Origin of the sequence: Chromobacterium sp. ASV23, assembly GCF_016428945.1 — a bacterium.
Lineage (GTDB): Bacteria > Pseudomonadota > Gammaproteobacteria > Burkholderiales > Chromobacteriaceae > Chromobacterium > Chromobacterium sinusclupearum.
On record NZ_JAELTR010000006.1, the window covers coordinates 1 to 24,904 of the forward strand.

20 protein-coding genes are annotated in these 24,904 nt (G+C 63.1%); 13 read left to right on the top strand and 7 right to left on the bottom strand.

Going from position 1 to position 24,904, the window contains the following annotated elements:
* Nucleotides 1-1,012: 1,012 nt before the first annotated feature.
* Both JHD59_RS04280 and JHD59_RS04285 read left to right on the top strand, forming a co-directional pair.
* Nucleotides 1,013-2,413 carry an L-serine ammonia-lyase gene (locus tag JHD59_RS04280; RefSeq protein WP_199153283.1) on the top strand — a complete coding sequence of 467 codons (1,401 nt, stop codon included), beginning with the start codon at nucleotides 1,013-1,015 and terminating at the stop codon, nucleotides 2,411-2,413.
* A gap of 115 nt (nucleotides 2,414-2,528) precedes the next feature.
* Nucleotides 2,529-3,050: a GNAT family N-acetyltransferase gene (locus tag JHD59_RS04285; RefSeq protein WP_199153284.1), complete on the top strand. Its 522-nt coding sequence runs from the start codon at nucleotides 2,529-2,531 to the stop codon at nucleotides 3,048-3,050.
* 102 nt (nucleotides 3,051-3,152) lie between these two features.
* Here the strand turns inward: JHD59_RS04285 and speA are convergent, their stop codons facing one another.
* A complete protein-coding gene (speA, locus tag JHD59_RS04290) occupies nucleotides 3,153-5,033 on the bottom strand; it encodes an arginine decarboxylase (protein ID WP_199153285.1) in 1,881 nt (626 codons plus the stop codon).
* A 472-nt stretch (nucleotides 5,034-5,505) separates the two neighbouring features.
* Between speA and astE the strand changes: the two genes are divergently transcribed.
* Complete coding sequence (astE, locus tag JHD59_RS04295; RefSeq protein ID WP_199153286.1) at nucleotides 5,506-6,489, top strand: succinylglutamate desuccinylase; 984 nt, start codon at nucleotides 5,506-5,508, stop codon at nucleotides 6,487-6,489.
* 72 nt (nucleotides 6,490-6,561) lie between these two features.
* Here astE and clpB read toward each other — a convergent pair whose 3' ends face one another.
* Nucleotides 6,562-9,141: an ATP-dependent chaperone ClpB gene (gene clpB / locus JHD59_RS04300; RefSeq protein ID WP_199153287.1), complete on the bottom strand. Its 2,580-nt coding sequence runs from the start codon at nucleotides 9,139-9,141 to the stop codon at nucleotides 6,562-6,564.
* A 169-nt stretch (nucleotides 9,142-9,310) separates the two neighbouring features.
* Here clpB and JHD59_RS04305 point away from each other — a divergent pair, with 169 nt between their 5' ends.
* Entirely contained in the window at nucleotides 9,311-9,799 is a 489-nt protein-coding gene (locus tag JHD59_RS04305; RefSeq protein WP_199153288.1) for a hypothetical protein, read from the top strand.
* Between the two features lie 206 nt (nucleotides 9,800-10,005).
* Here JHD59_RS04305 and JHD59_RS04310 read toward each other — a convergent pair whose 3' ends face one another.
* Nucleotides 10,006-12,036 (bottom strand): methyl-accepting chemotaxis protein, encoded by a 2,031-nt coding sequence (locus JHD59_RS04310; protein WP_199153289.1) that lies wholly within the window; start codon nucleotides 12,034-12,036, stop codon nucleotides 10,006-10,008.
* Between the two features lie 337 nt (nucleotides 12,037-12,373).
* On the opposite strand from JHD59_RS04310, the gene mnmC reads away from it, so the two are divergent.
* A complete protein-coding gene (mnmC, locus tag JHD59_RS04315; RefSeq protein ID WP_199153290.1) occupies nucleotides 12,374-14,377 on the top strand; it encodes a bifunctional tRNA (5-methylaminomethyl-2-thiouridine)(34)-methyltransferase MnmD/FAD-dependent 5-carboxymethylaminomethyl-2-thiouridine(34) oxidoreductase MnmC in 2,004 nt (667 codons plus the stop codon).
* A 2-nt stretch (nucleotides 14,378-14,379) separates the two neighbouring features.
* On the opposite strand, the gene JHD59_RS04320 is transcribed toward mnmC, so the two are convergent.
* On the bottom strand, nucleotides 14,380-14,805 hold the full coding sequence (locus JHD59_RS04320) for a thioesterase family protein (RefSeq protein WP_103320673.1): 426 nt from the start codon (nucleotides 14,803-14,805) through the stop codon (nucleotides 14,380-14,382).
* 433 nt (nucleotides 14,806-15,238) lie between these two features.
* On the opposite strand from JHD59_RS04320, the gene JHD59_RS04325 reads away from it, so the two are divergent.
* From JHD59_RS04325 to crcB, 7 genes are all read left to right on the top strand, one after another.
* On the top strand, nucleotides 15,239-16,027 hold the full coding sequence (locus JHD59_RS04325; protein WP_199153291.1) for an MBL fold metallo-hydrolase: 789 nt from the start codon (nucleotides 15,239-15,241) through the stop codon (nucleotides 16,025-16,027).
* On the top strand, nucleotides 16,024-17,436 hold the full coding sequence (locus JHD59_RS04330; RefSeq protein ID WP_199153292.1) for a FimV family protein: 1,413 nt from the start codon (nucleotides 16,024-16,026) through the stop codon (nucleotides 17,434-17,436). Before JHD59_RS04325 ends, JHD59_RS04330 begins: the two co-directional genes overlap by 4 nt.
* Complete coding sequence (locus tag JHD59_RS04335) at nucleotides 17,420-18,487, top strand: hypothetical protein (RefSeq protein ID WP_199153293.1); 1,068 nt, start codon at nucleotides 17,420-17,422, stop codon at nucleotides 18,485-18,487. The genes JHD59_RS04330 and JHD59_RS04335 overlap by 17 nt, the downstream gene beginning before the upstream one ends.
* A 20-nt stretch (nucleotides 18,488-18,507) precedes the next feature.
* On the top strand, nucleotides 18,508-19,050 hold the full coding sequence (locus JHD59_RS04340) for an ATP/GTP-binding protein (protein ID WP_199153294.1): 543 nt from the start codon (nucleotides 18,508-18,510) through the stop codon (nucleotides 19,048-19,050).
* Between the two features lies 1 nt (nucleotide 19,051).
* Entirely contained in the window at nucleotides 19,052-19,684 is a 633-nt protein-coding gene (locus JHD59_RS04345) for a peptidase M23 (RefSeq protein ID WP_199153295.1), read from the top strand.
* A gap of 14 nt (nucleotides 19,685-19,698) precedes the next feature.
* Nucleotides 19,699-20,061, top strand: a complete 363-nt coding sequence (locus JHD59_RS04350) for a roadblock/LC7 domain-containing protein (RefSeq protein ID WP_043622261.1) — start codon at nucleotides 19,699-19,701, stop codon at nucleotides 20,059-20,061.
* A gap of 72 nt (nucleotides 20,062-20,133) precedes the next feature.
* Complete coding sequence (gene crcB, locus JHD59_RS04355; RefSeq protein WP_103319473.1) at nucleotides 20,134-20,514, top strand: fluoride efflux transporter CrcB; 381 nt, start codon at nucleotides 20,134-20,136, stop codon at nucleotides 20,512-20,514.
* Between the two features lie 68 nt (nucleotides 20,515-20,582).
* Here crcB and gltX read toward each other — a convergent pair whose 3' ends face one another.
* A complete protein-coding gene (gene gltX / locus JHD59_RS04360) occupies nucleotides 20,583-21,971 on the bottom strand; it encodes a glutamate--tRNA ligase (RefSeq protein ID WP_199153356.1) in 1,389 nt (462 codons plus the stop codon).
* An 84-nt stretch (nucleotides 21,972-22,055) separates the two neighbouring features.
* Nucleotides 22,056-22,679 carry a LysE family translocator gene (locus tag JHD59_RS04365; protein ID WP_199153296.1) on the bottom strand — a complete coding sequence of 208 codons (624 nt, stop codon included), beginning with the start codon at nucleotides 22,677-22,679 and terminating at the stop codon, nucleotides 22,056-22,058.
* A gap of 203 nt (nucleotides 22,680-22,882) precedes the next feature.
* Here JHD59_RS04365 and JHD59_RS04370 point away from each other — a divergent pair, with 203 nt between their 5' ends.
* Nucleotides 22,883-24,304, top strand: a complete 1,422-nt coding sequence (locus tag JHD59_RS04370; protein WP_199153297.1) for a PLP-dependent aminotransferase family protein — start codon at nucleotides 22,883-22,885, stop codon at nucleotides 24,302-24,304.
* Between the two features lie 7 nt (nucleotides 24,305-24,311).
* On the opposite strand, the gene JHD59_RS04375 is transcribed toward JHD59_RS04370, so the two are convergent.
* Nucleotides 24,312-24,824, bottom strand: a complete 513-nt coding sequence (locus JHD59_RS04375) for an SDR family oxidoreductase (RefSeq protein ID WP_199153298.1) — start codon at nucleotides 24,822-24,824, stop codon at nucleotides 24,312-24,314.
* Nucleotides 24,825-24,904 lie beyond the last annotated feature (80 nt).

Below are 24,904 nucleotides of genomic sequence, written 5' to 3' on the forward strand. Positions count from 1 at the left end.
CCCCCCCCCCCCCCCCCCCCCCCCCCCCCCCCCCCCCCCCCCCCCCCCCCCCCTTTTTGAGTCTCGTGGGCTCGGAGATGTGTATAAGAGACAGCTGATCCTGATCGAGGTCAGCTTCATGACTCTGAATTAGCTCAGAGAACTCTTTACTCCGCAAATCCGCTCTTTCTTTAGCAGTCAGCTTGCTGGCAGCATCTGCACCAATCGAAGCCAGCACGCCAACTACACCAAACATTCCGCCCATACCCAGCAGACTGGAGCCGCCCAGATCCAAAACATTGTAATCGGCTTTGTGATAATAGATGTAAACGTTTTTAATGGCAGATATCTTGTCTTTATTGCTATCTTTCTGGGCAGCGGCAGCCGGTCCAGAAGCGCAGCCGCTCAAAGTTGATACGGCTATCGCTGTAGCCAGAAAAGCGCATAGTACTTTTGAATTTCTCATAGAACTTTTCATCTCTCTACAAAGTAGGCTCACTACCCGTCAATTGGGCTTGGCAGGGCACAACACCTCAGCCGAAGCTACACACCTGGTTCGCTCTGCCACTTATTAAAAACAATTAACAATAAGGCAGTCATTTTAATAAGCCCGTGCAATAAGTTCATAAGTAAAAACACTTAAATTACGCAAATAGCATCATTCCCTTACTCTTCCGCTCAGCTGCGCTACCGACTGCTAAAATTTACAATTTATTAACAATAAATTTCAAAAAATGGCGGTTGAAAATCATCCCTCATATACAGCATGTCAATACGATACTCAGACCCTCACACTCACGACAGGAAAGAGTTAGGTCTTATCACAATCGAACATCTCATTAAAATTCTGTTCAAAACCACTTTCTTGACAGGGTGGCGCTGGTTTATATGCTGAGTTACCCTAATCATCGGCTTTGCCAACACGCATCTTTCCCTGAGTAGTCTTACAATAGACACCAACATAAGCGACGCCCCGCGGCGCCCGACAACAACCCGGACTCGATCCGGGACTTTCCCTTAGAGAAGCATTACCATGGCAATCAGTGTTTTCGACCTGTTCAAGATCGGCATCGGCCCGTCCAGCTCCCATACCGTGGGCCCGATGCGCGCAGCCCGCCAATTCATCAGCCGCCTGGAGAAGGACGGCTTGCTGGACGCTACTGTCCACGTCAACGCCGAAATGTTCGGTTCTCTAGGCGCCACCGGCAAAGGCCACGGCACGGATGTGGCGGTGTTGCTGGGCCTGCAAGGCGAGCAGCCGGATCTGGTCGATACCGATGCGGTGGACGGCATGCTGGCCGCCATCCGCGAACAACGCAAACTGAAGCTGCTGGGCAAGCGTGAGATCGATTTCGTCGAAGGCGAGCATCTGGTGCTGCATAAGAAGAAGACCCTGCCCTACCACCCCAACGGCATGATCTTCGAAGCCTTCGCCGCCGATGGCCAAAGCCTGTCCAAGCGCGCCTACTACTCCGTCGGCGGCGGCTTCGTGGTCGATGAGGCGGCGATCGACGCCGGCTTCGTTCCGCCGGGCGTCACCGAATTGAAGCACCCGTTCAAGAGCGCGGCCGAGCTGTTGGCGCTGTGCCAGCGCCACGGCAAGAGCATCAGCCAGATCATGCTGGAAAACGAACTGGCCTGGCGCAGCGAAGAAGAAGTGCGCGCCGGGCTGTTGAACATCTGGAACGTGATGCAGGCCTGCGTCAAGCGCGGCTGCGACCGCGACGGCATTCTGCCGGGCGGCATGAAGGTAAAACGCCGCGCCGCCGATATGCACCGCAAGCTGCTCGCCACACCGGAAGCCGCCATGCGCGACCCGCTGACGGTGATGGACTGGGTCAATCTGTACGCACTGGCGGTCAATGAAGAAAACGCCGCCGGCGGCCGCGTGGTCACCGCGCCCACCAACGGCGCGGCCGGCATCATCCCGGCCGTGATGCACTACTACGCCCGCTTCGTGCCGGGCGCTAACGATGACGGCATCGTCCGCTTCCTGCTGACAGCCGGCGCCATCGGCATCCTGTTCAAGCTGAACGCGTCGATCTCCGGCGCCGAGGTAGGCTGTCAGGGCGAAGTCGGCTCGGCCTGCTCCATGGCGGCCGGCGCCTTGTGCGAAGTGATGGGCGGCACGCCCGAGCAGGTGGAAAACGCGGCCGAGATCGGCATGGAACACAACCTGGGCCTGACCTGCGATCCGGTCGGCGGTCTGGTGCAAGTGCCGTGCATCGAGCGCAACGCCATGGCCTCGGTCAAGGCGATCAACGCGGTGCGCATGGCGCTGCGCGGCGACGGCCAGCATTTCGTGTCGCTGGACCGCGTGATCAAGACCATGCGCGACACCGGCATGGACATGAGCACCAAGTACAAGGAAACCGCCCGCGGCGGCCTGGCGATCAATGTGATCGAGGTGCCGGTCAACATCGTGGAATGCTGATCCGCACCGCCTGAGAAAATGCGGCCATGGCACGCCACCATGGCCGTTTTTTCGCACTGGCATCCGTGTCGACATGCTGGCACACTGAACCCAAACCTATACGCAAGAATACTCCGTGCACGCACTTGATATCGAAACGCCCCGCCTCCGCCTGCGTCCGCTTCAGGAACAGGACGCCCCGTTCATCCTGGAGATGCTGAACGAACCCGCCTTTATCGCCAACATCGGCGACAAGGATGTGCGCGATCTGGACGGCGCTCGCCAATACATTGCGAAAGGCCCGCAAGCCAGCTATCAACAGCATGGCCACGGCCTGCTGCTGGTGGAGTTGTCGGACGACGCCACGCCGGTCGGCATCTGCGGCCTGGTCAAACGCGATTGCCTGCCGCACCCGGACATCGGCTACGCCTTCCTCGAACGCCACTGGGGCCGAGGCTATGCCTGCGAGGCCGGCGCGGCCTGCCTGGACCACGCGCGCAACGTCCTGAACATCGGCGTTGTCGTCGGCATCACCGCGCCGCACAATCAGGGATCGATCCGCGTGCTGGAGAAGCTTGGCCTGCGCTACGACCGCCTGCTGGAGCTGCCCGGCATAGAAGGACCGAGCCTGTACTTCGTTCCTGCCGAAGAGAAATAAGCGCGCCCAAACGACGCCGATTGCCCTTATCCGCGGCGTCCAAGCCAGACATGAAAAAAGCCGGGCTAATGCCCGGCTTTCTTTTTAACCCTGATTTTCAGATCAAACCGACAAGTAGGACGACTGCTTCAAACCGCGGCAGAACTCGGCGAAGAACTGGCTGCGCTCTTCAGCGCTCAGATCGCACTCGCGCGTTTTGGCCTCGTAACGGTTCAGCAGATCTTCCGGCGACAGGTGCACGTAGCGCAGCATGTCCTCGATGGTGTCATGCTCTTCGATGCCGGAAATCTCCAGCTCGCCGCCCGCGCGGACGTATACGTTCACCGAGTCGGTATCGCCGAACAGATTGTGCATGTCGCCCAGGATTTCCTGATAGGCGCCCACCAGGAACACCGCGATCAGGTATTCATCGCCCTGCTTCACCTCATGCACCGACATGCTGGACTCGATGCTCTGCTGGTCGACATACTGCTTCAGCTTGCCGTCGGAGTCGCAGGTCAGGTCCTGCAGCACCGCGCGGCGGGTTGGCTGCTCGGCCAGGCGATGCAGCGGCATGATGGGCAGCACCTGGTCGATGGCCCAGGTATCCGGCAGGCTCTGAAACACCGAGAAGTTGCAGAAGTATTTGTCGGCCAGGCGATCCGTCAGCTCGTCATACACTTGGCGCTGCGAACGCTGGCTGGCCTGCAGCTGATTGTGCAGACGGCGGCACAACGCGGCGTGCACATCCTCGGCCAGCGCCTTTTCCTTCAGCGACAAACGGCCTTCGGCATACATTTCGCCCACTTCCGATACATAGTGGCTGGCTCGGTAGTAGATTTCGGTGACCAGCTCTTCGTCATTGAGGCTGGCCAAGCCGACCAGCTTGCGCAGCGGGCGGGACAGCTCATCGATGTTGTCGATCGGGTCCACGGCATCCGGCAGGCGCTCGACGTCGGTCACGTTCATCAGCAGCACGGCATGGTGCGCGGTCATGGCGCGGCCGGACTCGGACAGGATGCGCGGATGCGGGATGCCGTTCTCGTCGCAGAACTCGGCCAGCATGGAGACGATCACGCGGGCGTATTCGTCCATGTCGTAGTTGATCGAGCTGTCGTTGCGCGAGTGGGTGCCGTCGTAATCGACGCCGAGGCCGCCGCCGACATCGACATGATCCACCGGCATGCCCAGGGCGCGCAATTCGGCGAAGTAGCGGATGGCTTCGCGGAAGCCAGTGCGGTAATCGCCGATATTGGCGATCTGCGAACCCATGTGGAAATGCATCAGCCGCACGCACTCAGACAGACCGGCAGCGGCCAGCTTGTCGGTGGCGGAAATCAGTTGGCCGGCCGACAGGCCGAACTTGCCCTTTTCGCCGCCGGTGTCGGACCATTTGCTGGACGCCAGGGACGACAGACGCACGCGCAGGCCGATATTGGGCTTGATGCCCAGCTTGCGCGACTCCTCGATCACCAGATCGACTTCCGATTCTTTTTCGATAACGATGAAAACCTGATGGCCCAGGCGTTCGCCGATCAGCGCCAGACGGATGAACTCGCGGTCTTTGTAGCCATTGCAGACGATGGTGCAGCCCTTGGGCGCCAGCGCCAGCACGGCCATCAGTTCCGGCTTGGAGCCGGCTTCCAGGCCGATGGAGACGTCGGGCGTGGCGATGATGCTCTTGACCACCGCCTCCTGCTGGTTGACCTTGATCGGATAGATTGCGGTATAGCGGTTGCCATAGCCCTGCTCCGAAATCGCCTTATCGAAAGCGCCGCACAGGCGGGCGACGCGATCCTGCAGGATGTCCGGGAAGCGGACCAGCAGCGGCAGGTCCAGGCCCTTGGCGCCCAGATCATGCACCAGCCGGTACAGATCAATTTCCTTGTGCTGGCGCGCATTGGGACTCACGACGATATTGCCGTTGTCCCCGACATCGAAATAACCAGCCCCCCAATGCCGGACGCCATACAGGCTCCGGCTATCAGCCACAGACCAAGCCATGAGTTTTCCTCTCAGAACTTATGATGGATAACCCCGCTCCTTAGTGCACGGCTTTCGGGCTCTACAGCTTTTATGTGGGCCTGGGATGTCGGAGCGAAACAGAGTGAATTGTAGTTGTTGCACAGCGCAAACGAGCGCGGATTGTAGCAACATCAGGCTGATTGACAAGTAAAAAAAATCTCGCGGCGGCACAGCGGCCCGCGCTCGGCGCACAACCCTGTGGCAATTAGGGTTTGATCGGAAAAAAATCCATGCTGACAAAACAAAGGATTGCAGGCTCAGCCCCCGCCCAGCCATGACATACGGCATTTTTCAGCAGATAGTTTCACCGTAAACATTTTCCGCTTCAAACAAAGTTTTTCGTCAAATTCGCAACACCTTGCCGCCCCTCGCGCCGGCCTGCAACATGACGCGCCAATGGCATCGCGCTTACAATCGGATGACCATCCACCCTCCGCACAGCACACGCACCATGAGCCGCTTCTTGCAGCACGCCCTCGCCGCCAATCCCACCCACCCCAGCTGGAACTTGCCCAATGGCCTTTGCGCGCGCTGGCTCGCCCCCGGCTGCGCGCAGCTAGACTGCGCGTCGGACGATGCCGATTCGGTGTTGCTATCCTGCGGCGTGCACGGCAACGAAACGGCACCGATCGAAGTGGTGGACGGCATACTCTACGACCTAGCCGCCGGACGGCTTGCCCTGAATTGCAGGCTGCTGGTGATATTCGCCAATCCGCAGGCGATCCGCGACGGCGCGCGCTACAGCCAGTACGACATGAACCGCCTATTCAACGGCGCGCATCGCGCGCAACCGGAACTAGCCGAGTCACAACGCGCAGCGCAACTGGAGACTCTGGCCGCCGGCTTCTTCCATGCAGCGCGCAAGCGCAGGCTGCACTATGACCTGCACACCGCCATCCGCGGCTCAGTGTTCGAGAAGTTCGCCATCTATCCCTATCTGCACGAGCGCAGCCACAGCCGCGAACAACTTGCCTGGCTGCAGCAATGCGGCATCGAGGCGGTGCTGCTGCATAGCCAGCCGGCCAATACCTTCAGCTACTTCACCAGCCGCCGCTGCGCGGCGGACGCCTTCACGCTGGAACTGGGCAAGGCCAGGCCGTTCGGCCAAAACGATCTGGCGCGCTTTGCCGGCATAGACCAAGCCTTGCGCAAACTGCTAGCCACGCCCGACGCCGCCATCGCGCCGCTGGACGCGCCAAGCCTGCCGCTATTCCGCGCCAAGTACGATCTGGTCAAGCACAGCGAGTCTTTCTGCCTGCATCTGGCCGATAGCGTGGAAAACTTCACCGAACTGCCGGACGGCATGCTGATTGCCGACGATGGCGACACGCGCTACGTCGCCGCCGGCGGCGCGGAGCGTATCCTGTTCCCCAACCCGACAGTCAAACCGGGCTTGCGCGCCGGCATCGTGGTGGAACCGGCCACGCTGGACTGAGCTGCCGATAAAACAAAACCGCCTGCGACAGACATCGCAGGCGGTTTTCTCACTCAATCCGCGCCGCCAGGCTCAATCGAACACCAGCTGTTCGTTGCGCGCGCCCACCAGCACCGTGGACTTAGGCGGATACTTGCCCGCCAGAATGGCCTTGGCCAGCGGGTTTTCCAGCTCCGACTGGATGGCGCGCTTCAACGGACGCGCGCCGTAAACCGGGTCGAAGCCGGCTTCGGACAACAGCGCCAAGGCTTCATCGCTGATCTGCAGATTCAAGTCGAGCTTGGCCAAGCGCGCCTCTAGACTCTTCAGCTGGATGCGGGCGATGGACTGGATATGCTTCTCGTCCAGGCCGTGGAACACCACCACCTCGTCGATGCGGTTGATGAATTCCGGCCGGAACTGCGTCTTCACTTCCGCCATCACCGCCAGCTTGATCACTTGATAATCGTCGGTGGCCATGGCCTGTATTTGCTGGCTGCCGATATTGGACGTCATCACGATCACCGTGTTCTTGAAGTCCACGGTGCGTCCCTGGCCATCGGTCAGCCGGCCGTCGTCCAGCACTTGCAGCAAGACATTGAACACGTCCGGATGGGCTTTTTCCACCTCATCCAGCAGGATCACGCTGTATGGCTTGCGGCGCACCTGCTCGGTTAGGTAACCGCCTTCCTCGTAACCAACGTAGCCCGGCGGCGCGCCGATCAGACGAGCGACGGAATGCTTCTCCATGTACTCGGACATGTCGATGCGGATCAGATGCTCCTCGCTGTCGAACAGGAAGCCTGCCAGCGTCTTGCACAGCTCGGTCTTGCCGACGCCGGTCGGCCCCAAGAACAGGAACGAACCATACGGTTTGTTCGGGTCGGCCAGGCCGGAGCGCGAGCGGCGGATGGCGTCGGCCACCGCGGTCACCGCCTCGTCCTGTCCCACCACGCGCTGGTGCAGCACTTCTTCCATATGCAGCAGCTTCTCGCGCTCGCCGGTCAGCATCTTGGACACCGGGATGCCGGTGGCGCGGCTGATCACCTCGGCGATTTCCTCCGCGCCCACCTGGGTGCGCAGCAAGCGGTTGGGCTTGCTCTCGCCGGCGTCGCCGGCCGCTTCCGCGTCCTTGAGGCGCGCTTCCAGTTGCGGCAGCTTGCCGTATTGCAACTCGGCCAGCTTCTGCCAATCGCCCTTGCGCTTGAGGTCTTCCATCTCCACCTTCAGGCGGTCGATTTCCTCCTTGATGCTCTGCGTGCCTTGCTGGGCGGCTTTCTCAGCCTTCCAAATCTCTTCCAGGTCCGCATACTCGCGCGACAGATCGGCAATCTCGTCTTCGATCAGCTTCAAGCGCTTTTGCGACGCTTCGTCGCTCTCGCGCTTCACCGCCTCGCGCTCGATTTTCAGCTGGATCAGCCTGCGATCAAGCTTGTCCATCGCTTCCGGCTTGGAATCCAACTCCATCTTGATCTTGGACGCGGCCTCGTCGATCAGGTCGATGGCCTTGTCCGGCAGGAAGCGGTCGGTGATGTAGCGCTGGCTCAATTCCGCCGCGGCGACGATGGCTGGGTCGGTGATGTCCACGCCGTGGTGGATTTCATATTTTTCCTGCAAGCCGCGCAGGATGGCTATGGTGTCCTCCACCGACGGCTCGCCCACCAGCACCTTTTGGAAACGACGTTCCAGCGCGGCGTCCTTCTCAATGTACTTGCGGTATTCGTCCAGCGTGGTGGCGCCGATGCAGTGCAGCTCGCCGCGCGCCAGCGCCGGCTTGAGCATATTGCCGGCGTCCATCGCGCCTTCGGCCTTGCCCGCGCCCACCAGGGTATGGATTTCGTCGATGAAGATCAGGGTCTGGCCGTCGTCTTTGGCCAGATCGTTCAGCACCGCCTTCAGTCGTTCTTCGAATTCGCCGCGGAACTTGGCGCCGGCGATCAAGGCCGCCAGGTCCAGCACCAACAGGCGCTTGTTCTTCAGGCTTTCCGGCACTTCGCCGTTGACGATGCGCTGCGCCAGGCCTTCGACGATGGCAGTCTTGCCCACGCCCGGCTCGCCGATCAGCACCGGATTGTTCTTGGTGCGGCGTTGCAGCACCTGGATGGCGCGGCGGATTTCATCATCGCGGCCGATCACCGGATCAAGCTTGCCTTGGCGCGCGCGCTCGGTCAGGTCCATGGTGTATTTTTTCAAGGCTTCGCGCTGGCCTTCGGCATCGGCGCTGTTGACGCTCTCCCCGCCCCGCACCGCGTCTATCGCGGCCTGGATGGAAGCGTGGCTGCCGCCGTGCTCTTTCAGTAAACGGCCAGTCTCGCCCTTGTCCTGGGACAACGCGGACAGGAACAACTCGCTGGCGATGAATTCATCGCCCAGCTTCATCGCGATCTTGTCGGTGACATTCAGCAGATTGGAAAGGTCGCGCGACACCGTGACCTCGCCGCCATGCCCCTGCACCCGCGGCAGACGCTCCACGGCCAGCTTCAGCGCGGCTTTCAGCCCCGGCACGTTGACGCCGGCGCGAGCCAGCAGGCCGCCGACGCCGCCTTCGCCGTCATCCAGCATCGCCAGCAGCAGATGCTGCGGCTCGATATAGGGGTTGTCGTTCGCCACGGCCAGGCTCTGGGCATCCCCCAGCGCCTGCTGGAATTTGGTAGTCAGCTTGTCGAATCGCATGGTTGAGGCTCCTGCAGTCAAAATCGATAGATTTCATTTGGGGTAGGATTCTGGGCTTTTCAAGCCTTGCCAAACTCAAAGCATTGACTAATCTCAAAAAAGAATAATCGCATTAAGAAACAACAAAGAAGTATCCATCGTCACACAATCAAGACAAGGGGAAGCAACCATGATGAAACTTGAGTTACTACTGGCCGCACTTTTGTCGCTTTGTGTCCAAAATGCCAACGCTGACGTTGCGCTCAATGACTTCTCGCTGTTGTTGTTTGGCGCATCAGACCATCACGGATGTTCAACTTGCCACTTAAATGAAAGCAATCCTGGAGCTGGCTTAGAATGGAAGTTTTCAGGAGATGACGACCAAGGCCGCTGGTTTGCGCGTGCGGGCAGCTACCGTGACTCATTCAAGAAAACCGCTTATTTTGGATCCATAGGCTGGCGAAAAGAGTGGCAAATTGCAGGCCCTGTCGTTGCAGGCATTGGCCTACAGGGCGGTTATTTGGATGGATCAGACCGGCACGGCCTAGCCGCCCTACCTATATTCAGTATCGGCACCCGTGCTGTTGCTCTTGAGATTGGCTATCTACCCAAAGTTTCAGCAGGAAACCATCATCCCAAAACAGCAGTTACCACCTTCAATCTGCGCTGGACTTTCTGAAAGCCGCAGCCCTTACACCCAGCGTAAGACTGGGGAAAGGGTGCTTTACACCATCCAATCCCGAAATAGAAAAACAAATTGACACTTCCCAAACCAGCACTCAAAGGCTGGTTTTTGCTTGCACGCGCCTATACAAACGGGCTTGCCGAACATCTTAAGACCTGTCTATCCAAAAACAGCCTTGAGCCAAATTGCTTTGTCATGGCCTATGTTCTAAAAACCCTCACCTCCCGCTTCAGCGAATCGGCCAGCTGCGTCATTTCCCCCGCCGTATCGGCGGAGCGCTCTGCCGCCTCGTTGTTGGCTTCAGCCAGCTGTGCCACTTGGGCGATCTGTTCGGCAATGCTCGCCACGGTCTGCCGCTGGGTGGCCAGTTCCTGATTGATGGCGGCGACCACAGCCATCGAGCGCTCGGCATCGGCAACGATGGAGGCCATGGCCTGGCGCGCGCTGGCGGTGATGGACGCGCCTTCCGACGCGCAGCTGACCGACTGCCGCATCGCTTGCACCGCCTGCATCGTGGCCTGCTGCATGGCGCTGATCATCTCGCTGATCTGGCGGGTGGACTGGCTGGTGCGTTCCGCCAGCTTTCTCACCTCGTCCGCCACCACGGCAAAGCCGCGCCCCATTTCGCCGGCGCGCGCCGCTTCGATGGCCGCATTCAAGGCCAGCAGATTGGTCTGGTCGGCGATGTCGTGAATCACATTGACGATGTCGCTGATCTGACGGGCATTGTTTTCCAGGGCCTGCAGGCTGTCGGCGGCATTATCCAGCGTGGCGGAGATGCGATTGACCTCGTCCACCGCCGCCACCAGGCTGGCGCTGCCGTTTTGCGCCGCTTCGCTGGACGCTTGCGCCACCTCGCTGGCCTGCGCCGCCACTTCTTCTATCTGCTGCACGCCGGCAATCAGCAGATCGGCATGCTGCGCCATCTGCTGGGCGCTGCTGCGTTGCTCGCCGGACGAGGCCGCCGCCGCGCTGGCCTTCTGCGACAAGTCGCGCGCCGCATGGTTCAGGTTCTCGGCGTGCTGGCCGGTGCGGTTCAAGGCCTGCTGAAAACTATCGAGCAGGCCGTTCAACGCGTCGGCCACCTCGCCGACCTCGTCGCGCCGCTCCATCGGCAGGCGGTGCTGCAGATCGTGGTTGTCCTGAATGGCGGCCACTTCAGTCACCAGCCGGCGCACCGGCCGCGTCACCAGCACCCGCGTCACCAACCACGATCCCAGAGCGAGCACCAACAGCAAAATGCCGCAGCCCGCCGCCAGCCAGACCGTCAACATGCGGTTTTCGCGCTGCAGCTCGGACTCGCTCTCGTCGCTGACCAGCAGCCAGTTCCATGGGCCAAAGGTGGCGTAAGACAGCATATGGGCAGCGCTGCCGGTTTCCGTCGGCAGACGCACCGAGAAATTGCCGCTGCCCGCCTTCAGGATATCGCGCAGATACGGTTGCCCATTCGCATCCACGGATTTGTCTATGGCGCGTCCGTTCAGCTTGGGATGCAGCAGATAGCGGCCGTAGTTTGGGGAGGCGGGATTGATGTCGATCACATCGATGTGGCCGCTTTCTTCGAGTTTGACCTTGCCCAGCCGCACCAAGAGGCTGGCGATGCCCTCCGTCGCGCCGACGCCGACGAAAGTGGCGCCGATCACCTTGCCCTCGCTGTCCTTGATCGGGCTGTAGCTGGTGACGTAATCCTTGCCGTACAGATTGGCCAGGCCGACATAGCCGTCGCCTGACTTCAACTTTGCATAGGCCGCGCTGGCCGGATCCAGTTTGCTGCCCATGGCGCGGTTGCCGTTCTCCATCAACAAGGTGGTGGCGATGCGCACAAAGTCGTCGCCGTCGCGCACGAAGATGGACGCGACATTGCCGCTGACGGTGGAGAAGTGATCGACCATCTGGTTATTGCCATTGATCACCGTATTGCCCATCTGCAAGGTCGGCGTCGCCACCCCGGCCACCGTCACCTTCTGCGCCGGCTTCAGGCTGAAGCCGCTGGGAAATTCCGCGAGGAACACCTTCTCGAATTGGCGCGTGGATATCTTCAGGGATTCATTGAAACCATCCACCATGTTCAAAGACTGTTCCAGCAGCTGGCTCTGCACTTTCTGGGTGCGCTCCAGCAGCATCTTCTGGCTGAACAGATACAAGGGGTACATGATGGCGCAGGCCACCACCACCATCAGCAGCGTCTGGGTCAGCACCAGACGGCCGCCAATGCTCATCGCTCGCTTCATCACTACTCCCCCGATCCGCCAGCCGCCGTTCCGGCCGCGGGTCATGCGGTGCGCCGCGCCGGTCGCTCGCCGGAGCTGGCAAATCGTTGTATGGACGCGCCGCTGTCGCGGCTCGTCGTTTGTTCATCTTATTACATGCGTTCGCATCTTGAATGCCGCGGATGAGACAAAATCGGCCGCGCGGCGATCCACGATATCGCATCATGACATATTGATGACGCAACAGGCGTGCCATGGGCAAACCAGCCTCTTCAAGACTGGCCCCGGTGTATGAGCCATGCGACAATCCGGTCCCGGATCAACCTTCGCCCGCCTCCGCCAGGCGGCATCGCAGCAGATGACAAGCTCACTTCCCCATGGCGCGACCGCGCCTGCCCAACTGGACTGGCATGACGGCCAACCGTTTTCCATCGCCTTCGGCGACGTGTATTTCTCGCGCGATTCCGGACTCGAGGAAACCCGCCATGTCTTTTTGAAGCACAACCAGCTGGAAGAACGCTTCGCCGCGCTGCCGCCGCATGGGCGCTTCGTCATCGCCGAAACCGGATTCGGCACGGGCTTGAATTTTCTTTGCGCCTGGCAGCAATTCGAGGCCTTGGCGCCGGCCGATGCCAGGCTGCATTTCGTCAGCGCGGAGAAGTATCCGCTGACGCCGCGGGATCTGTCCCAGGCGCTGGCGCTATGGCCCGAGCTGGCCCCCTGGTCCGCGCAACTGCTGGCGCAGTACGACACGCTGGCGCCGGGCTGGCACCGCTTCCTGCTAGCCGGTGGCCGCGTCACGCTGACGCTGATGGTGGGCGACGCGCTGGACGCGCTGCCTCGGCTTGACGCCCGCATCGACGCCTGGTTTCTGGACGGTTTCGCCCCCGCCAAGAACCCGGACATGTGGCAGCCGGAGCTGTTCCGGCAGATGGCGCGGCTATCCGCGCCCGGCGCCAGCTTCGCCACCTTCACCAGCGCCGGCGTAGTGCGTCGCGGCTTGGCAGAAGCCGGCTTCGAGGTGAAAAAAGCCCCCGGCCACGGCCGCAAACGCCACATCAGCCATGGCTGGATCGCCCAGCCGCCGACCTCGGGCTGGCAGCCCCCTTGGTATGCGCGGCCGCCGCAACGCCGGCGCGAGCGCAGCGCCATTGTCATCGGCGGCGGCATCGCCGGCGCGGCCACCGCGCACAGCCTGGCCGTGCGCGGCTGGCAGGTCACCGTGATCGAACGGCTGCCGCGACTGGCCGGCGCCGCCTCCGGCAATCCGCAAGGCGTGCTGTACACCAAACTGTCGCCGCACATGACGCCGCTGACGCAACTGGTGCTGTCCGGCTACGCCTACAGCCTGCGCACCCTGACCACGCAGCTGCCCAAGGATGGCAAAGACTGGGCGGCCTGCGGCGTGCTGCAGTTGGCTTACGATGCCAAAGAATCGGAAAAACAGCAGGCGCTGACCGCGCTGGGCCTGCCGCTTGAGATCATGCGCAAGCTGGACCAGGCCGAGGCAGGCGAACTGGCGGGCATGCCCTTGCCCAGCGGCGGATTGTTCTTCCCGCAGGGCGGCTGGGTGCATCCGCCGGCGCTAGTGCGCCAGTTGGCAACGCATCCCAATATCACGCACCGCATCGGCCGCAGCGCGCTGGAGCTGAGCCACAACCCCGCGGAGAGCTGCTGGACCGTCAGCGACGCCGAAGGCCCGCTGGCCGCGGCCTCTGCCGTGGTGCTGGCCGCCGCGGCGGAAACCGCCCAGTTCGATCCCTCCAGCCACCTGCCCTTAAAGAAGATACGCGGCCAGGTCAGCGAGGTGGCCGCCACCGAGGACAGCGCCTCCCTGCGCACCGTGCTGTGCGGCGAAGGCTACATCTCGCCGGCGCGCCAAGGCCGCCACTGCCTGGGCGCCACTTTCAAGTTCGACACGGACGACCTGACCGTGCGCGAAGAGGAGCACGCGGAGAACCTGGCGATGCTGGCCGAACTGGCGCCGGCTTTGCATGCCGCGCTGGGCCAGCCGCCTCAAGCCATCGCCGGCCGCGCCGCCTTCCGCTGCACCAGCCCGGACTACCTGCCGCTGATCGGCCCCGTCGTCACCCGGCGCGATTTTGTGCGCGCTTACCGCGAACTGGCGCGCGACGCCACGCTGCAGCCGGAAACGGACTGTCCGTGGACCGCCGGACTGTATGTCAACGCCGCCCATGGCTCGCGCGGCATGATCACTGCGCCGCTATCCGGCGAAATCCTGGCCGCGCTGTTGGAAGACGAACCGGCGCCGCTGCCGGCGGACCTGATGCAGGCCGTGCACCCCAGCCGCTTCCTGTTGCGCGACTTGATCCGCCGCAAGCTGGCGCTGGATGAAAGCTGAGTTCAGGCTTGCGGCGCGGCCTGCAGGATGGCCTCGCGGATCGGGTCCGGAATCGGCACGGATTTTTCGGCCTTGTAGTCTACCCACACCAGCATGACCTCGGCGCTGGCGTATACCGTGCCGGGATCATCCTGCCGGTAGAAGTGGTGGCGCAGCTTCAAGCTGCTGCGCCCCAGTTTTTCCAGCTCGATGGTGATGTCCAGCGTGGCCGGGTAGGTCAGCTGCTTGCGGAAAGTGCAGCTGGTGCTGGCCAGCACCGGGCCGATCGCATCCGGCTCGATGCCGTAACCGAGCGATTGCAGCCACTCGATGCGCACCTGCTCCAGATAGCGGAAATAATAGGTATTGTTCAAATGCCCCACCGCATCCATGTCTCCCCAGCGCATGCTGATGACGCGGCGGTCTATCACCGGAAACTGCGTAGTCAAAGCGGCCTCTCCTGCTTGTCATGCAAAGCGACATCATAAACGTAAAATGATGGCAGGCGCCGCACTGGAACAATCCAGACAAATTGTTTTCTAAAGTGTTAAGAAAATGCCTTTTTCATTACATGCCGTCACATAAGCCATCAACAATCATGCTACTCCCCCACCCCGCTCGTCAGCATAATGGCCTCGTCAGTTCGCCAACTCCAAGGAGCCAGCGAGCCGGACGCGATCGAATGGCCAGCCGCATTGCGGCTCGCGTTTCGATCACCTGAGCGAAGGTGCAATTCAGAGCCCCACATGGGGCTCTTTTTTTTCGCCTTGCGCCATTTATGACATATTGATTTCAATCAAGCCCGCCCCCGTCAAGACCGCCTAATATCCCAACGTCACACTCGCCCCAGGCGAGGAACCCGTTACGCTGGCAGAGGTCATCATGGCGCAGGTGCTTTACGACGACGGCAATCACAAGTGCGTCGCCTTCACCGAACTGGTGCAGGGCGACGGCATCCAGGCCAATCAGTTCGCCATCATCGACCAGGGCGAAGGCATCCTGCTCGACCCCGGCGGCAATCTCACCTACAAGCATCTGCTGGCGGAGATGGCCGAATACTTCCTGCCGTCCCATACCCGCTACATCTTCGCTTCGCACCAGGATCCGGACATTGTCGCCTCCGCCAACGGCTGGCTGCTGATCACCGACGCCAAGATCATCATCGCCGAAGAGTGGGTGCGCTTCCTGCCGCACTTCTGCGTGCGCGGCGTCACCGAAGGGCGGCTGATCGCCATTCCGCCGCAAGGCATGCTGCTGAAGCTGGGCGGCTGCGAACTGCGCATCGTGCCGGCGCACTACCTGCACACCGTGGGCTTTTTCCAGATTTACGACCCGCTCAGCAAAATCCTGTTTTCCGGCGATATCGGCGCCTCGCTGATGGACGGCCGCGAAGCCGGCTTGCCGGTGCAGGACTTCGAGCGCCACTTGCGCGAGAGCCATATGGAGGGATTCCACCGCCGCTACATGAGCAATAACAAGGCTTGCCGGCTGTGGGTGGAAATGGTGCGCCAGCTCGACATCGAATGGCTGGTGCCGCAGCACGGCGGCTCGTACCAAGGCAAGGTCATGGTCAAGCGCTTCCTCGACTGGTTCGAGCGGCTGGAATGCGGCACCGACCTGCTCAGCAGCGACGACTACGCGCTGCGGCAAAAACATGAGCCGCTGCCATGAGCGCCGCGTACTGGACCGACCTGGTGTTCGCCCATGCCCGGAGCGGCTGGCTGGCACTGGCGGCGCTGGCCAGCGCGATCGCCATCATGTTGATGTCGCTGCCCCGTCTGCGCCGCATCTCGCCGGCAAACGCCGCCATGCAGACGACGCATGCCGCTCCGCCCTACGCCGGCATGCCCGAACAGACTCCCCTAGCCCAGACGGAAAATGCGCCGGACTACGAAGTGGGCGCCGTCGATGCCCTGACCGAGGTGGAAGTCTTCATTCAGTTCGGCCAGCTGGAAAACGCCGCCCAGGCTTTGCGCGGCTATGTCGAACACTATGCAGGGCATTCCAGGCGACACTTGCAGCGCCTGGCCGAACTGTACCTGCAGCTGGACCACTTCCACGACTACGCCGAAACGCTGCGCAGCATGCACGACCAAGCCTTGCTGGACCGGGCGCAACTGGAGGATGCCGTGCTGCAAGGGCTGCGCCGCGACTTCAACAATCTTGAGCTGAGGCTGCTGGCAGAGCAGCGCCTCGGCCTCGGCATGGCGGACATCGCCGCGGCGCTGGGCGACGGCATCGAGGAAATCACGCTGCAAGCCCTGGCCGTGCCCGAACCAGAACCTGAGGCGGCCCCAACCGGCCAGGGCGCGCCGCTGACGCCGGTGCCGCTGGTGGACGGATGCCGGCCGCTGGCGTCGCTAGACGCCATGGAGCGCGACATCGTCTCCAGCCTGCTGCCGGCCGAACGCCAGGCGCGCATCCTGCTGTCCAGCCAGGATTTCCGCCACGCCCTGCCGGTGCTGGAAACCATTTTGCGGCTGCGGCCCGGCTCGCTGTCGCACCGGCTGGACGCCTTGTATGTTCACTACCAGCAACGTGACCTGGACGGCTATTGCCGGACGTTGTGGCAATTCCACTTGGCGCTGGGGCCTTACGGCGCCCGTCTGAAGCAGCAGTTGGTGCATGCCGGCTTGATCATCGGCAGCCATCCGATGCTGAAACAACTGGCGACCGACCCCGACCGCCCCGAGCTGGAAAGAATCGGCCGCCAGGCGGGTTATAGCCCGTTGAGGGCGCCCACGTCCAAACCGTGCCTGCAGCTGGTGGAGCGGCGCGCCGGACCAGGCGGCGATGACAACCCTGACCCGCTGCGCGAGGCCGAGCGCTATCTCGACTACGGCCAAGTGGATCAAGCGACACGCGTGCTGGAGCAGGCCATCCTGTGCCGCCCCGACGACGCAGCGCTATACCCGCCGCTGCTGCAGCTGTACGAACGGCTGGACGATCTGCCGCGCTTCACCTGGCTGCTGCGCCGGCTGAAGGACGATGGCCGGCAACCGCCCGGCGAAATCACTTTGACCTTGAGCGCCTTCGTCCAGGCCATGCAGGAGCGGCGGCATCGTGGACTTGCCGCTTGACGCCTGCAGCCTGCTCCGTCCCGTTTCCGCGCCGGTGACCGTGCTGACAGCCGGCATGGACGAGCGCAAGCTGGCGTTGCTGCGGCTGGCTTTCCGCATGCACGCGGCGCTCGGTTACCGGCTGGCCGTCGACGCCGCCGATGCCCAGCCCGACCTTGCCCTGGTGGACATCGACGGCGAAGGCTGGCCGCTGTGGCAGCGCTTCCGCCAGGCGCACCCCCAACTGCCCGCCGCCATCGTTTCCGCCGCCCCGCCGGAGCGCGCCCCGGCCGCCATCCTGAAAAAACCCTTGCGCGTCGAACAGCTTTTCCCGCTGCTGCGCGAGCTACAGGAAAAACCCGTTGCGGATACGGCCTGGTCGCCGCCCACCGCGCCGCCGCCCAAGCCAAGCGCCCGGCCCGCGCGGCCAGCGGTTATCGAACGCTTTGACCCCGCTAGCGGACTGTTGGGCCAAGCCTGCCTGCTGCAACGCCAGCGCCAGGACGCGCTGATCCTGGCCGACGGCGAACCCATCGTCGCCATCCTGGGCAGCCGCAACGAAGCGCGGCCGCTATGCGGCGCTGCGCGGCTGCGCGAGATTTGCCAGATCGACGCCGCAGCCATCCAGCCGACGCCGCTGCCCCGCGCCCCGCTGCCCGCCGAGGCCCCGGTTTGCCCGTTGAAGCCGCTATTGTGGCAACTGGCGATCTGGAGCGCGCGCGGCCGCCTGATCCGCCAGATCCAGGCTGACACCCCGCTGCGCCTGCGCCACTGGCCCAATCTGACCCGCCTGGCGCCGATTCCAGACGCGCTGCGCGTCAGCGCGCTGCTGTGCCGGAGCACGGTCAACCTGCGGGTCATCGCGCGCTTGCTGCGCATCGCCCCGGCCGACTTGTTCGCCTTCCTCGCGGCGGCGCACTGCATAGGCGCGCTGGACATCCCACAAGAAGGGAAGCTGGGCGTCATCGCCTCCCCGCCCGTGCGCGGCCAGCCTCCCCAGCCGGAAGCCGCGCCCGACGCCTCGCGCCGCGGCCTGCTGTCCCGGCTGCTGCGCAAGATTACCGGCCTGTAAGCCATCAGGACTCTCACGCCATGCCAAGCCCAGACAACAAGATCATCTTCGCCGGACCGGTAGGCGCCGGCAAAACCACCGCCATCGCCGCGATCAGCGACATCGAACCGGTGCGCACCGACGCGGCGGCTTCCGACATGACGCTGCAACGCAAGGGGGAAACCACCGTCGCCCTGGATTACGGCCTGTTGCGGCTGGACCAGGACTGCAAGGTGCACCTGTACGGCACGCCCGGCCAGGAGCGCTTCGACTTCATGTGGGAGATCGTCAGCCGCGGCGGCATCGGCCTGGTGCTGCTGCTGGACAACACCCGCCCCAATCCGGTCAAGGACTTGCAGTTTTTCCTGAAAGCGTTCCAGCCGCTATTGCGCCAGGCGCCGCTGGTGATAGGCATCAGCAAGACCGACCTCAAGCGCGAGCCGGACGTCGAATCCTACGCGCTGCTGCTGGCCCGCTTCGGCATGCGGCCGCCAGTGTTCGAGGTGGATTGCCGCCGCCGCGAGGACGTCAAGCAGCTGGTGCTGGCGCTGCTGTATTCGCTGGACCCGGGCCTGGAGGCATGAGATGGACGGCATTTTGAAACTGAAAGACAGGCTCTACCCGATGGCCACCCCCGCCGGCGCGTACTTCGCGGTGGCCAGCCAGGAGAAAACCCTCGCCCGCCGCCTGCTGTCGCAGATTCTGCGCCTGGGCCACAGCGTGCCGCTGACGGAAGAACTGCTGGCCGAATGGTGCGACGGCGATGGCGAAGCCGCGCTGGATACGCTGTACCGGCTGCAGCGGCTGGATTTCGTCCACGGCACGGAAACGCCGCGCCCCACGCTGGGCAGCAATCTGGAAAGCCAGCTGCCGCCGGTGCTGACCGCGCTGTCCGACAGCGGCCGCGCCATGCTGGCCGACGACAACGGCCTGTATTACGCCGCCGCCGGCTTCCATCACGAAACGGCAGAGGAAGTGGCCGCGCTGGCCGGCGACATCATCAGCCTGGGCCGCCGCCACGCCCTGCTGCTGCAACAACATCTGAACCTGGGCAGCTCGGCCTGGGCGGTGGCCAATCCGGCCGGCGCCAGCGAGCTGGCCTTCTACCCGCTGTACATCGGCCAGCAATCGTTTGTCCTGATCATCGGCGGCATGCCGCGCCTGCAAGACCAGCATTTCGTCACGCTGGTGGAGCTGCTGGCCCGCCGCTACGCCTAGCCCCGGAGAAAACCATGCGCGAACAAATGCTCAAATCGATCTTGAAGGACCTGAACGGCGCCTCCGCCGACATTGAGGCCTCGGCCATCATCTCAGCCGACGGCCTGACCATGGCGGCGCTCTTGCCGCAGGACGTGGACGAAGATCGCGTCGGCGCAATGGCTGCCGCCATGCTGTCGCTGGGCGAGCGCACCGCGCGCGAGCTGTCGCGCGGCGAGCTGGAGCAGGTGATGGTCAAAGGGGACAACGGCTACATCTTGATGAGCCATGCCAGCCGCGACGCGGTGTTGGCGGTGATCGCGCGCAAAGAGGCGAAGCTCGGGCTGATTTTCCTGGACGCTAAGCGCGCCGCCCGCGCCATCGCCGAAATCCTGTGAGGCCGCGGGGCTGTACGCGCGGGACGCCGCCATGCAGAATGAAAACTGTTTGCCGCTTCAAGCGTCCCGACCATGTGGAAATCGATACTGGCCATCGCCATCGGCGCCGCCGCCGGCGCCTTGCTGCGCTGGCTGCTGGGCCTGCGCCTCAACAGCCTGTTCCCGGCGCTGCCGCCGGGCACGCTGGCCGCCAACCTGATAGGCGGCTACATCATCGGCGTGGCCGTGGCGGTGTTCGCCGACCTGCCGGGCCTGTCGCCGCTATGGCGGCTGTTGATCATCACCGGCTTTTGCGGCGGCCTGACCACGTTTTCCACCTTTTCCGCTGAGGTGGTGGACCTGCTGCGCCAGGGGCAATTGCTGCCGGCGCTGACCGCCATCGCATTCCACGTCAGCGGCTCGCTGCTGATGACCATGGCCGGCATCGCCAGCTGGCAGTGGCTGCGGCGCTAGCGCACAGCCCACACAAACAAAACGCCCCGCGCAAGGCGGGGCATTGTGCTTCAGGCTGAAAGGCCGGATCAGCCGCGGATGCGGCGCAGCACTTCTTCCTTGCTGATCAAGGCCAGCACGGCGTCCACCGACGGCGTTTGCGTGGTGCCGCACACCAGCACGCGCAGCGGCATGCCTAACTGGCCCATCTTGATGCCCTCTTCGGCGCAGAACGGCTTGAACAGCTCGTGGATGGACTCGGCGGTCCAGCTTTCCAAACCTTCCAGCTTGTCGGCGAAGCGGCCCATGCGCGCAACGGCGTCGCCCGCCAGATGTTTCTCCACATCGGCGGCGGCCGGCTCACGCTTCCGGTAGAAGTAATCGGCCTCCACGGCCAAGGCGTTCAGATCCTGCACGCGATCCTTCACCAGCGCGATCACCTCGGTCAACGCCGGGCCATTCGCGGCTTCGATGCCGGCGGCGGCCAGACGCGGGGCGATCAGCTCCGCCAGGCGAGCGTTGTCGGCGGCCTTGATGTGCTGGGCGTTCAGCCACATGAATTTTTCATGGTTGAAGCGGCTGGCGGACGGGCTCACCGCTTCCAGCGTGAACCACTCGACAAACTGCTCCATGGTGAAGAATTCGTCGTCGCCGTGGCCCCAGCCCAGGCGCGCCAGATAGTTCAGCAGCGCTTCCGGCAGGATGCCCTTGTCGGCGTAGTCCACCACGCTGACCGCGTCGCGGCGCTTGGACATCTTCTGGCCGTCTTCATTCAGGATCATCGGCAGGTGGCCGTACACCGGCAGCGGCGCGTTCAGCGCCTTCAGGATGTTGATCTGGCGCGGGGTATTGTTGACGTGGTCGTCGCCGCGGATCACGTGGGTGATCTGCATGTCCCAGTCGTCCACCACCACGCAGAAGTTGTAGGTGGGGCTGCCGTCCGGGCGGGCGATGATCAGATCGTCCAGTTCTTCATTGGAAATCTCGATGCGGCCCTTGACCGCGTCGTCCCAGGCCACCACGCCGGAGAGCGGCGTCTTGAAGCGCACCACCGGCTGCACGCCCTCCGGGATGGCCGGCAGGGTCTTGCCGGCTTCCGGACGCCAGCGGCGGTCGTAGCGCGGCTTTTCGCCGCGCGCCTCTTGATCGGCGCGCATCGCTTCCAGCTCTTCCTTGCTGCAGTAGCAATGGTAGGCATGGCCGGAGGCCAGCAGCTGCTGGATCACTTCCTTGTAACGGTCGAAACTGTGCGTCTGATAGAACGGACCCTCGTCGTAGTCCAAACCCACCCAGTGCATGCCGTCCAGAATGGCCTTAACCGATTCCGGCGTGGAGCGCTCCAGGTCGGTATCTTCGATGCGCAGCACGAACACGCCGTTATTCTTGCGGGCAAAGGCCCAGGAGAACAGCGCGGTGCGAACGCCGCCGATGTGCAGGTAACCGGTGGGGCTGGGAGCGAAACGGGTACGGATCATGATGGGTTGGACTCTACGAAAACACTGAAAGACGGCTATTGTACGCCGCCAACAAAAAAGCCCGCAAACGCACGGGCTTTCTCGACGTCAGATCATGTTGGGCAGCGGCTTAGCCGGCAGCATTTCCGACAGCAGCCACAAGGCCGTCAACGCCAAGAGCGCCGCCATGGCGCAGTTGAACAGGCGCAGACGGCCCGGGGAATCCAGAAAGCGGCGAATGGCCACGCCGGAACCGGCCCATACCGCGATGCACGGCAGGCTGGTGAGGAAGGTGATCAGCACAAACAGCGCGGCGGCGTGCCACGGATTCATCTGCGCCGGCAGGAACACCATCACCATATTGAAGCCCATCAGCCAGACCTTGGGGTTCAGCCAGTTGAACAGCATGCCGCCCCAGAAGCCCATGGGCCGCGCGCCGGCTTCCACGCGCTTGGCGCTGCCGGAGCGCGCCATGCCCCAGGACAGCCACAAGAGATAGCCGCAGCCGGCCAATGCCAGGTACAGCTGCAGCGACGCCATGGTCGCCATCACCTCGCCCAGAAACACCGTCAGAATGCCGATCTGCAGCGACAGGCCCAGCGTCATGCCCAGCAGCGACGGCAGCGTGCGGGAGAAACCGAAATTCACGCCGGACGAGGCCAGCACCAGATTGTTGGGGCCTGGGGTGATGGACATCACCAGAAGATAAGTGACAAGCGCAACCAGATTCATGACGACTCCTGAAACCGCGTCCGGCAAGGCGCCGGCATCCTCGGGGCAGTCCCCCGACTCAAGGCCGCCATCATATGCCTTGCGGCTGGACAAATACAGATTCAGAAAAATAGAATTGAGACCATAACAGTTGTACAGTTGCGCAACTGTTATGGTCAATTTCGTTCGAAACTGTACTGTTCGGATTTGCAGGGGAGCAACACATGAGCCAAGAGCCGCTATATCAGCAGCTGGTCAACGAATGGATCACGCTGATCCAGAACGGCACGGTACGGCCGGGCGAACGGCTGCCCTCGGTGCGCAAGGCTTGCGCCATGCACAAGGTCAGCCCGTCCACCATCCTGCAGACCTACCGCACGCTGGAGGATCGCGGCTTGATCGAGGCGCGTCCGCAGTCCGGCTTCTACGTCAAATCGGCCGCCACCCTGCCCCTGCCGCGCATGCGCCGCCAAAGCGCCGCCCACCACACCGGCGAGGTGGTGGATCAGATCGAGGCGGTGATGGGCGCGCAGAACCAGGCGGATTTCATCGATCTGTCGCTGGCCAGCCCGCGCGGCAGCGACTTCTACCCCACCACCCGCTTCAAGCACATCATGGGCCGCCTGCTGCGCCAGCAACCGGAGCTGACCACCGACTACCCGTTCCCGCCCGGCTCGGAACGGCTGCGGCGGCAGATCGCCCAACGCGCAGTCAGCTGGGGCTGCGTGCTGGCGGCCGACGATCTGGTGATCAGCAACGGCTGCACCGAAGCGCTGCAATTGGCGCTCAGGGCCACCTGCAAACCCGGCGATACGGTAGGGGTGGAATCGCCCACCTACTTCGCCCTACTGCCCATGCTGAAAGACCTGGGCCTCTCCGTGATCGAAATTCCCACCCACCCCACCAGCGGGCTGGCGCTGGACGCGCTGGAGCTGCTGCTGTCGGAAAAGCGGCTCAATGCCGTCGTGGCCATGCCCACCGTACACAACCCGTTGGGCAGCACCATGCCGCCGGAAGCCAAGCAGCGGCTGGCGCAGCTGGTCAACGATTACCAGGTGCCGCTGATCGAGGACGTGCCGCACGCCGACTTGTTTTACGGCGCCACCACCCCAGACGCAGTCAAGGCCTACGACCGCGACGGCTGGGTGCTCTTGTGCGCCAGCTACAGCAAAACGCTGGCGCCGGGCTTCCGCATCGGCTGGATCGCGCCCGGCCGCTTCCTCAGCGAGGTGAGGCGGCTGAAATTCTCCAGCAGCCTGGGCCAGCCGGCGCTGTTGGAGGAAACGCTGGCCGAATATCTGGAAAGCGGCGGCTACGATCACCACCTGCGGCTGATCCGCCGCCATTTCATGAGCCAGATGGAAAAGCTGCGCGGCGCGGTGGCCCAGCACTTCCCGGCCGGCACCCGCGCCACGCTGCCCTCCGGCGGCTGCCTGCTGTGGGTGGAGCTGCCCAGCCACGCCGACACCATGCAGCTGTTCCGCGCCGCGCTGGCCGAACGCATCACCGTGGTGCCGGGGGCGATGTACTCGGCCAAGGGCCGCTACCGCAACTGCCTGCGCCTGTCCTGCTGCTATCCGTGGAATGAGGCCTACCAACGGGCGCTGGCGCGGGTGGGCGAATTGGCAGGAGAATTGGCCGGCTGATGCGGCCTCAACTACGGCTGATCGACACGCCGCCATCCGCCAGCAGCGCCGTGCCCGTGGTGAAACTGGAGGCGTCGGAAGCCTGGTACAGCGCCGACAGCGCAATCTCCTCCGGCCGCGCCAGCCGCTTGAGCGCATGCAAGCCTTCCACCCAGGCCCGGGCCTCGACGCTATTGGCCGCCTCTCGTCCCATCGGCGTATCGGTGCCGCCCGGCAGCAAGGCATTCACCCGGATGCCCTGGCCGCCGAACTCGCTGGCCAGCGCCTGGGTCAAGCCGATCAAGCCGGCTTTACTGGCCACGTACGCCGTCATATTCGGCAGCCCCGCGCTATAGCCCACAAAGCTGGAGACAAAAATCAGCGAACCCCCGCCGCGCCGCGACAGCGCATCCAAAGCCTGCCGCCGTCGCGCCACCAAAACCAGGGCTGCGCCGTTTTGCGCAAATAACTTGGCCGTCTCGCGGCCTATGCCGGAGCTGGCGCCCGTCACCAGGGCAAGCTTGCCCGCCAATGCTTCCATGCTCTGCTCCTAATTGAGTGAACCACACCCGCAAAGTGACGGAGGACGGCAACGGCGACGACCCGATTCTTGCCAACCCG

What these genes read in the sequence shown, in the direction of transcription:
- JHD59_RS04330 (WP_199153292.1), top strand. Translation starts at nt 16,024, where the DNA reads ATGAGCGCCGCGTACTGGACCGACCTGGTGTTCGCCCATGCCCGGAGC.
- JHD59_RS04305 (WP_199153288.1), top strand. Translation starts at nt 9,311, where the DNA reads ATGATGAAACTTGAGTTACTACTGGCCGCACTTTTGTCGCTTTGTGTC.
- clpB (WP_199153287.1), bottom strand. Translation starts at nt 9,141, where the DNA reads ATGCGATTCGACAAGCTGACTACCAAATTCCAGCAGGCGCTGGGGGAT.
- JHD59_RS04340 (WP_199153294.1), top strand. Translation starts at nt 18,508, where the DNA reads ATGCCAAGCCCAGACAACAAGATCATCTTCGCCGGACCGGTAGGCGCC.
- astE (WP_199153286.1), top strand. Translation starts at nt 5,506, where the DNA reads ATGAGCCGCTTCTTGCAGCACGCCCTCGCCGCCAATCCCACCCACCCC.
- crcB (WP_103319473.1), top strand. Translation starts at nt 20,134, where the DNA reads ATGTGGAAATCGATACTGGCCATCGCCATCGGCGCCGCCGCCGGCGCC.
- JHD59_RS04365 (WP_199153296.1), bottom strand. Translation starts at nt 22,679, where the DNA reads ATGAATCTGGTTGCGCTTGTCACTTATCTTCTGGTGATGTCCATCACC.
- JHD59_RS04375 (WP_199153298.1), bottom strand. Translation starts at nt 24,824, where the DNA reads ATGGAAGCATTGGCGGGCAAGCTTGCCCTGGTGACGGGCGCCAGCTCC.
- JHD59_RS04325 (WP_199153291.1), top strand. Translation starts at nt 15,239, where the DNA reads ATGGCGCAGGTGCTTTACGACGACGGCAATCACAAGTGCGTCGCCTTC.
- mnmC (WP_199153290.1), top strand. Translation starts at nt 12,374, where the DNA reads ATGACAAGCTCACTTCCCCATGGCGCGACCGCGCCTGCCCAACTGGAC.
- JHD59_RS04370 (WP_199153297.1), top strand. Translation starts at nt 22,883, where the DNA reads ATGAGCCAAGAGCCGCTATATCAGCAGCTGGTCAACGAATGGATCACG.
- JHD59_RS04280 (WP_199153283.1), top strand. Translation starts at nt 1,013, where the DNA reads ATGGCAATCAGTGTTTTCGACCTGTTCAAGATCGGCATCGGCCCGTCC.
- speA (WP_199153285.1), bottom strand. Translation starts at nt 5,033, where the DNA reads ATGGCTTGGTCTGTGGCTGATAGCCGGAGCCTGTATGGCGTCCGGCAT.
- JHD59_RS04350 (WP_043622261.1), top strand. Translation starts at nt 19,699, where the DNA reads ATGCGCGAACAAATGCTCAAATCGATCTTGAAGGACCTGAACGGCGCC.
- JHD59_RS04310 (WP_199153289.1), bottom strand. Translation starts at nt 12,036, where the DNA reads ATGAAGCGAGCGATGAGCATTGGCGGCCGTCTGGTGCTGACCCAGACG.
- JHD59_RS04345 (WP_199153295.1), top strand. Translation starts at nt 19,052, where the DNA reads ATGGACGGCATTTTGAAACTGAAAGACAGGCTCTACCCGATGGCCACC.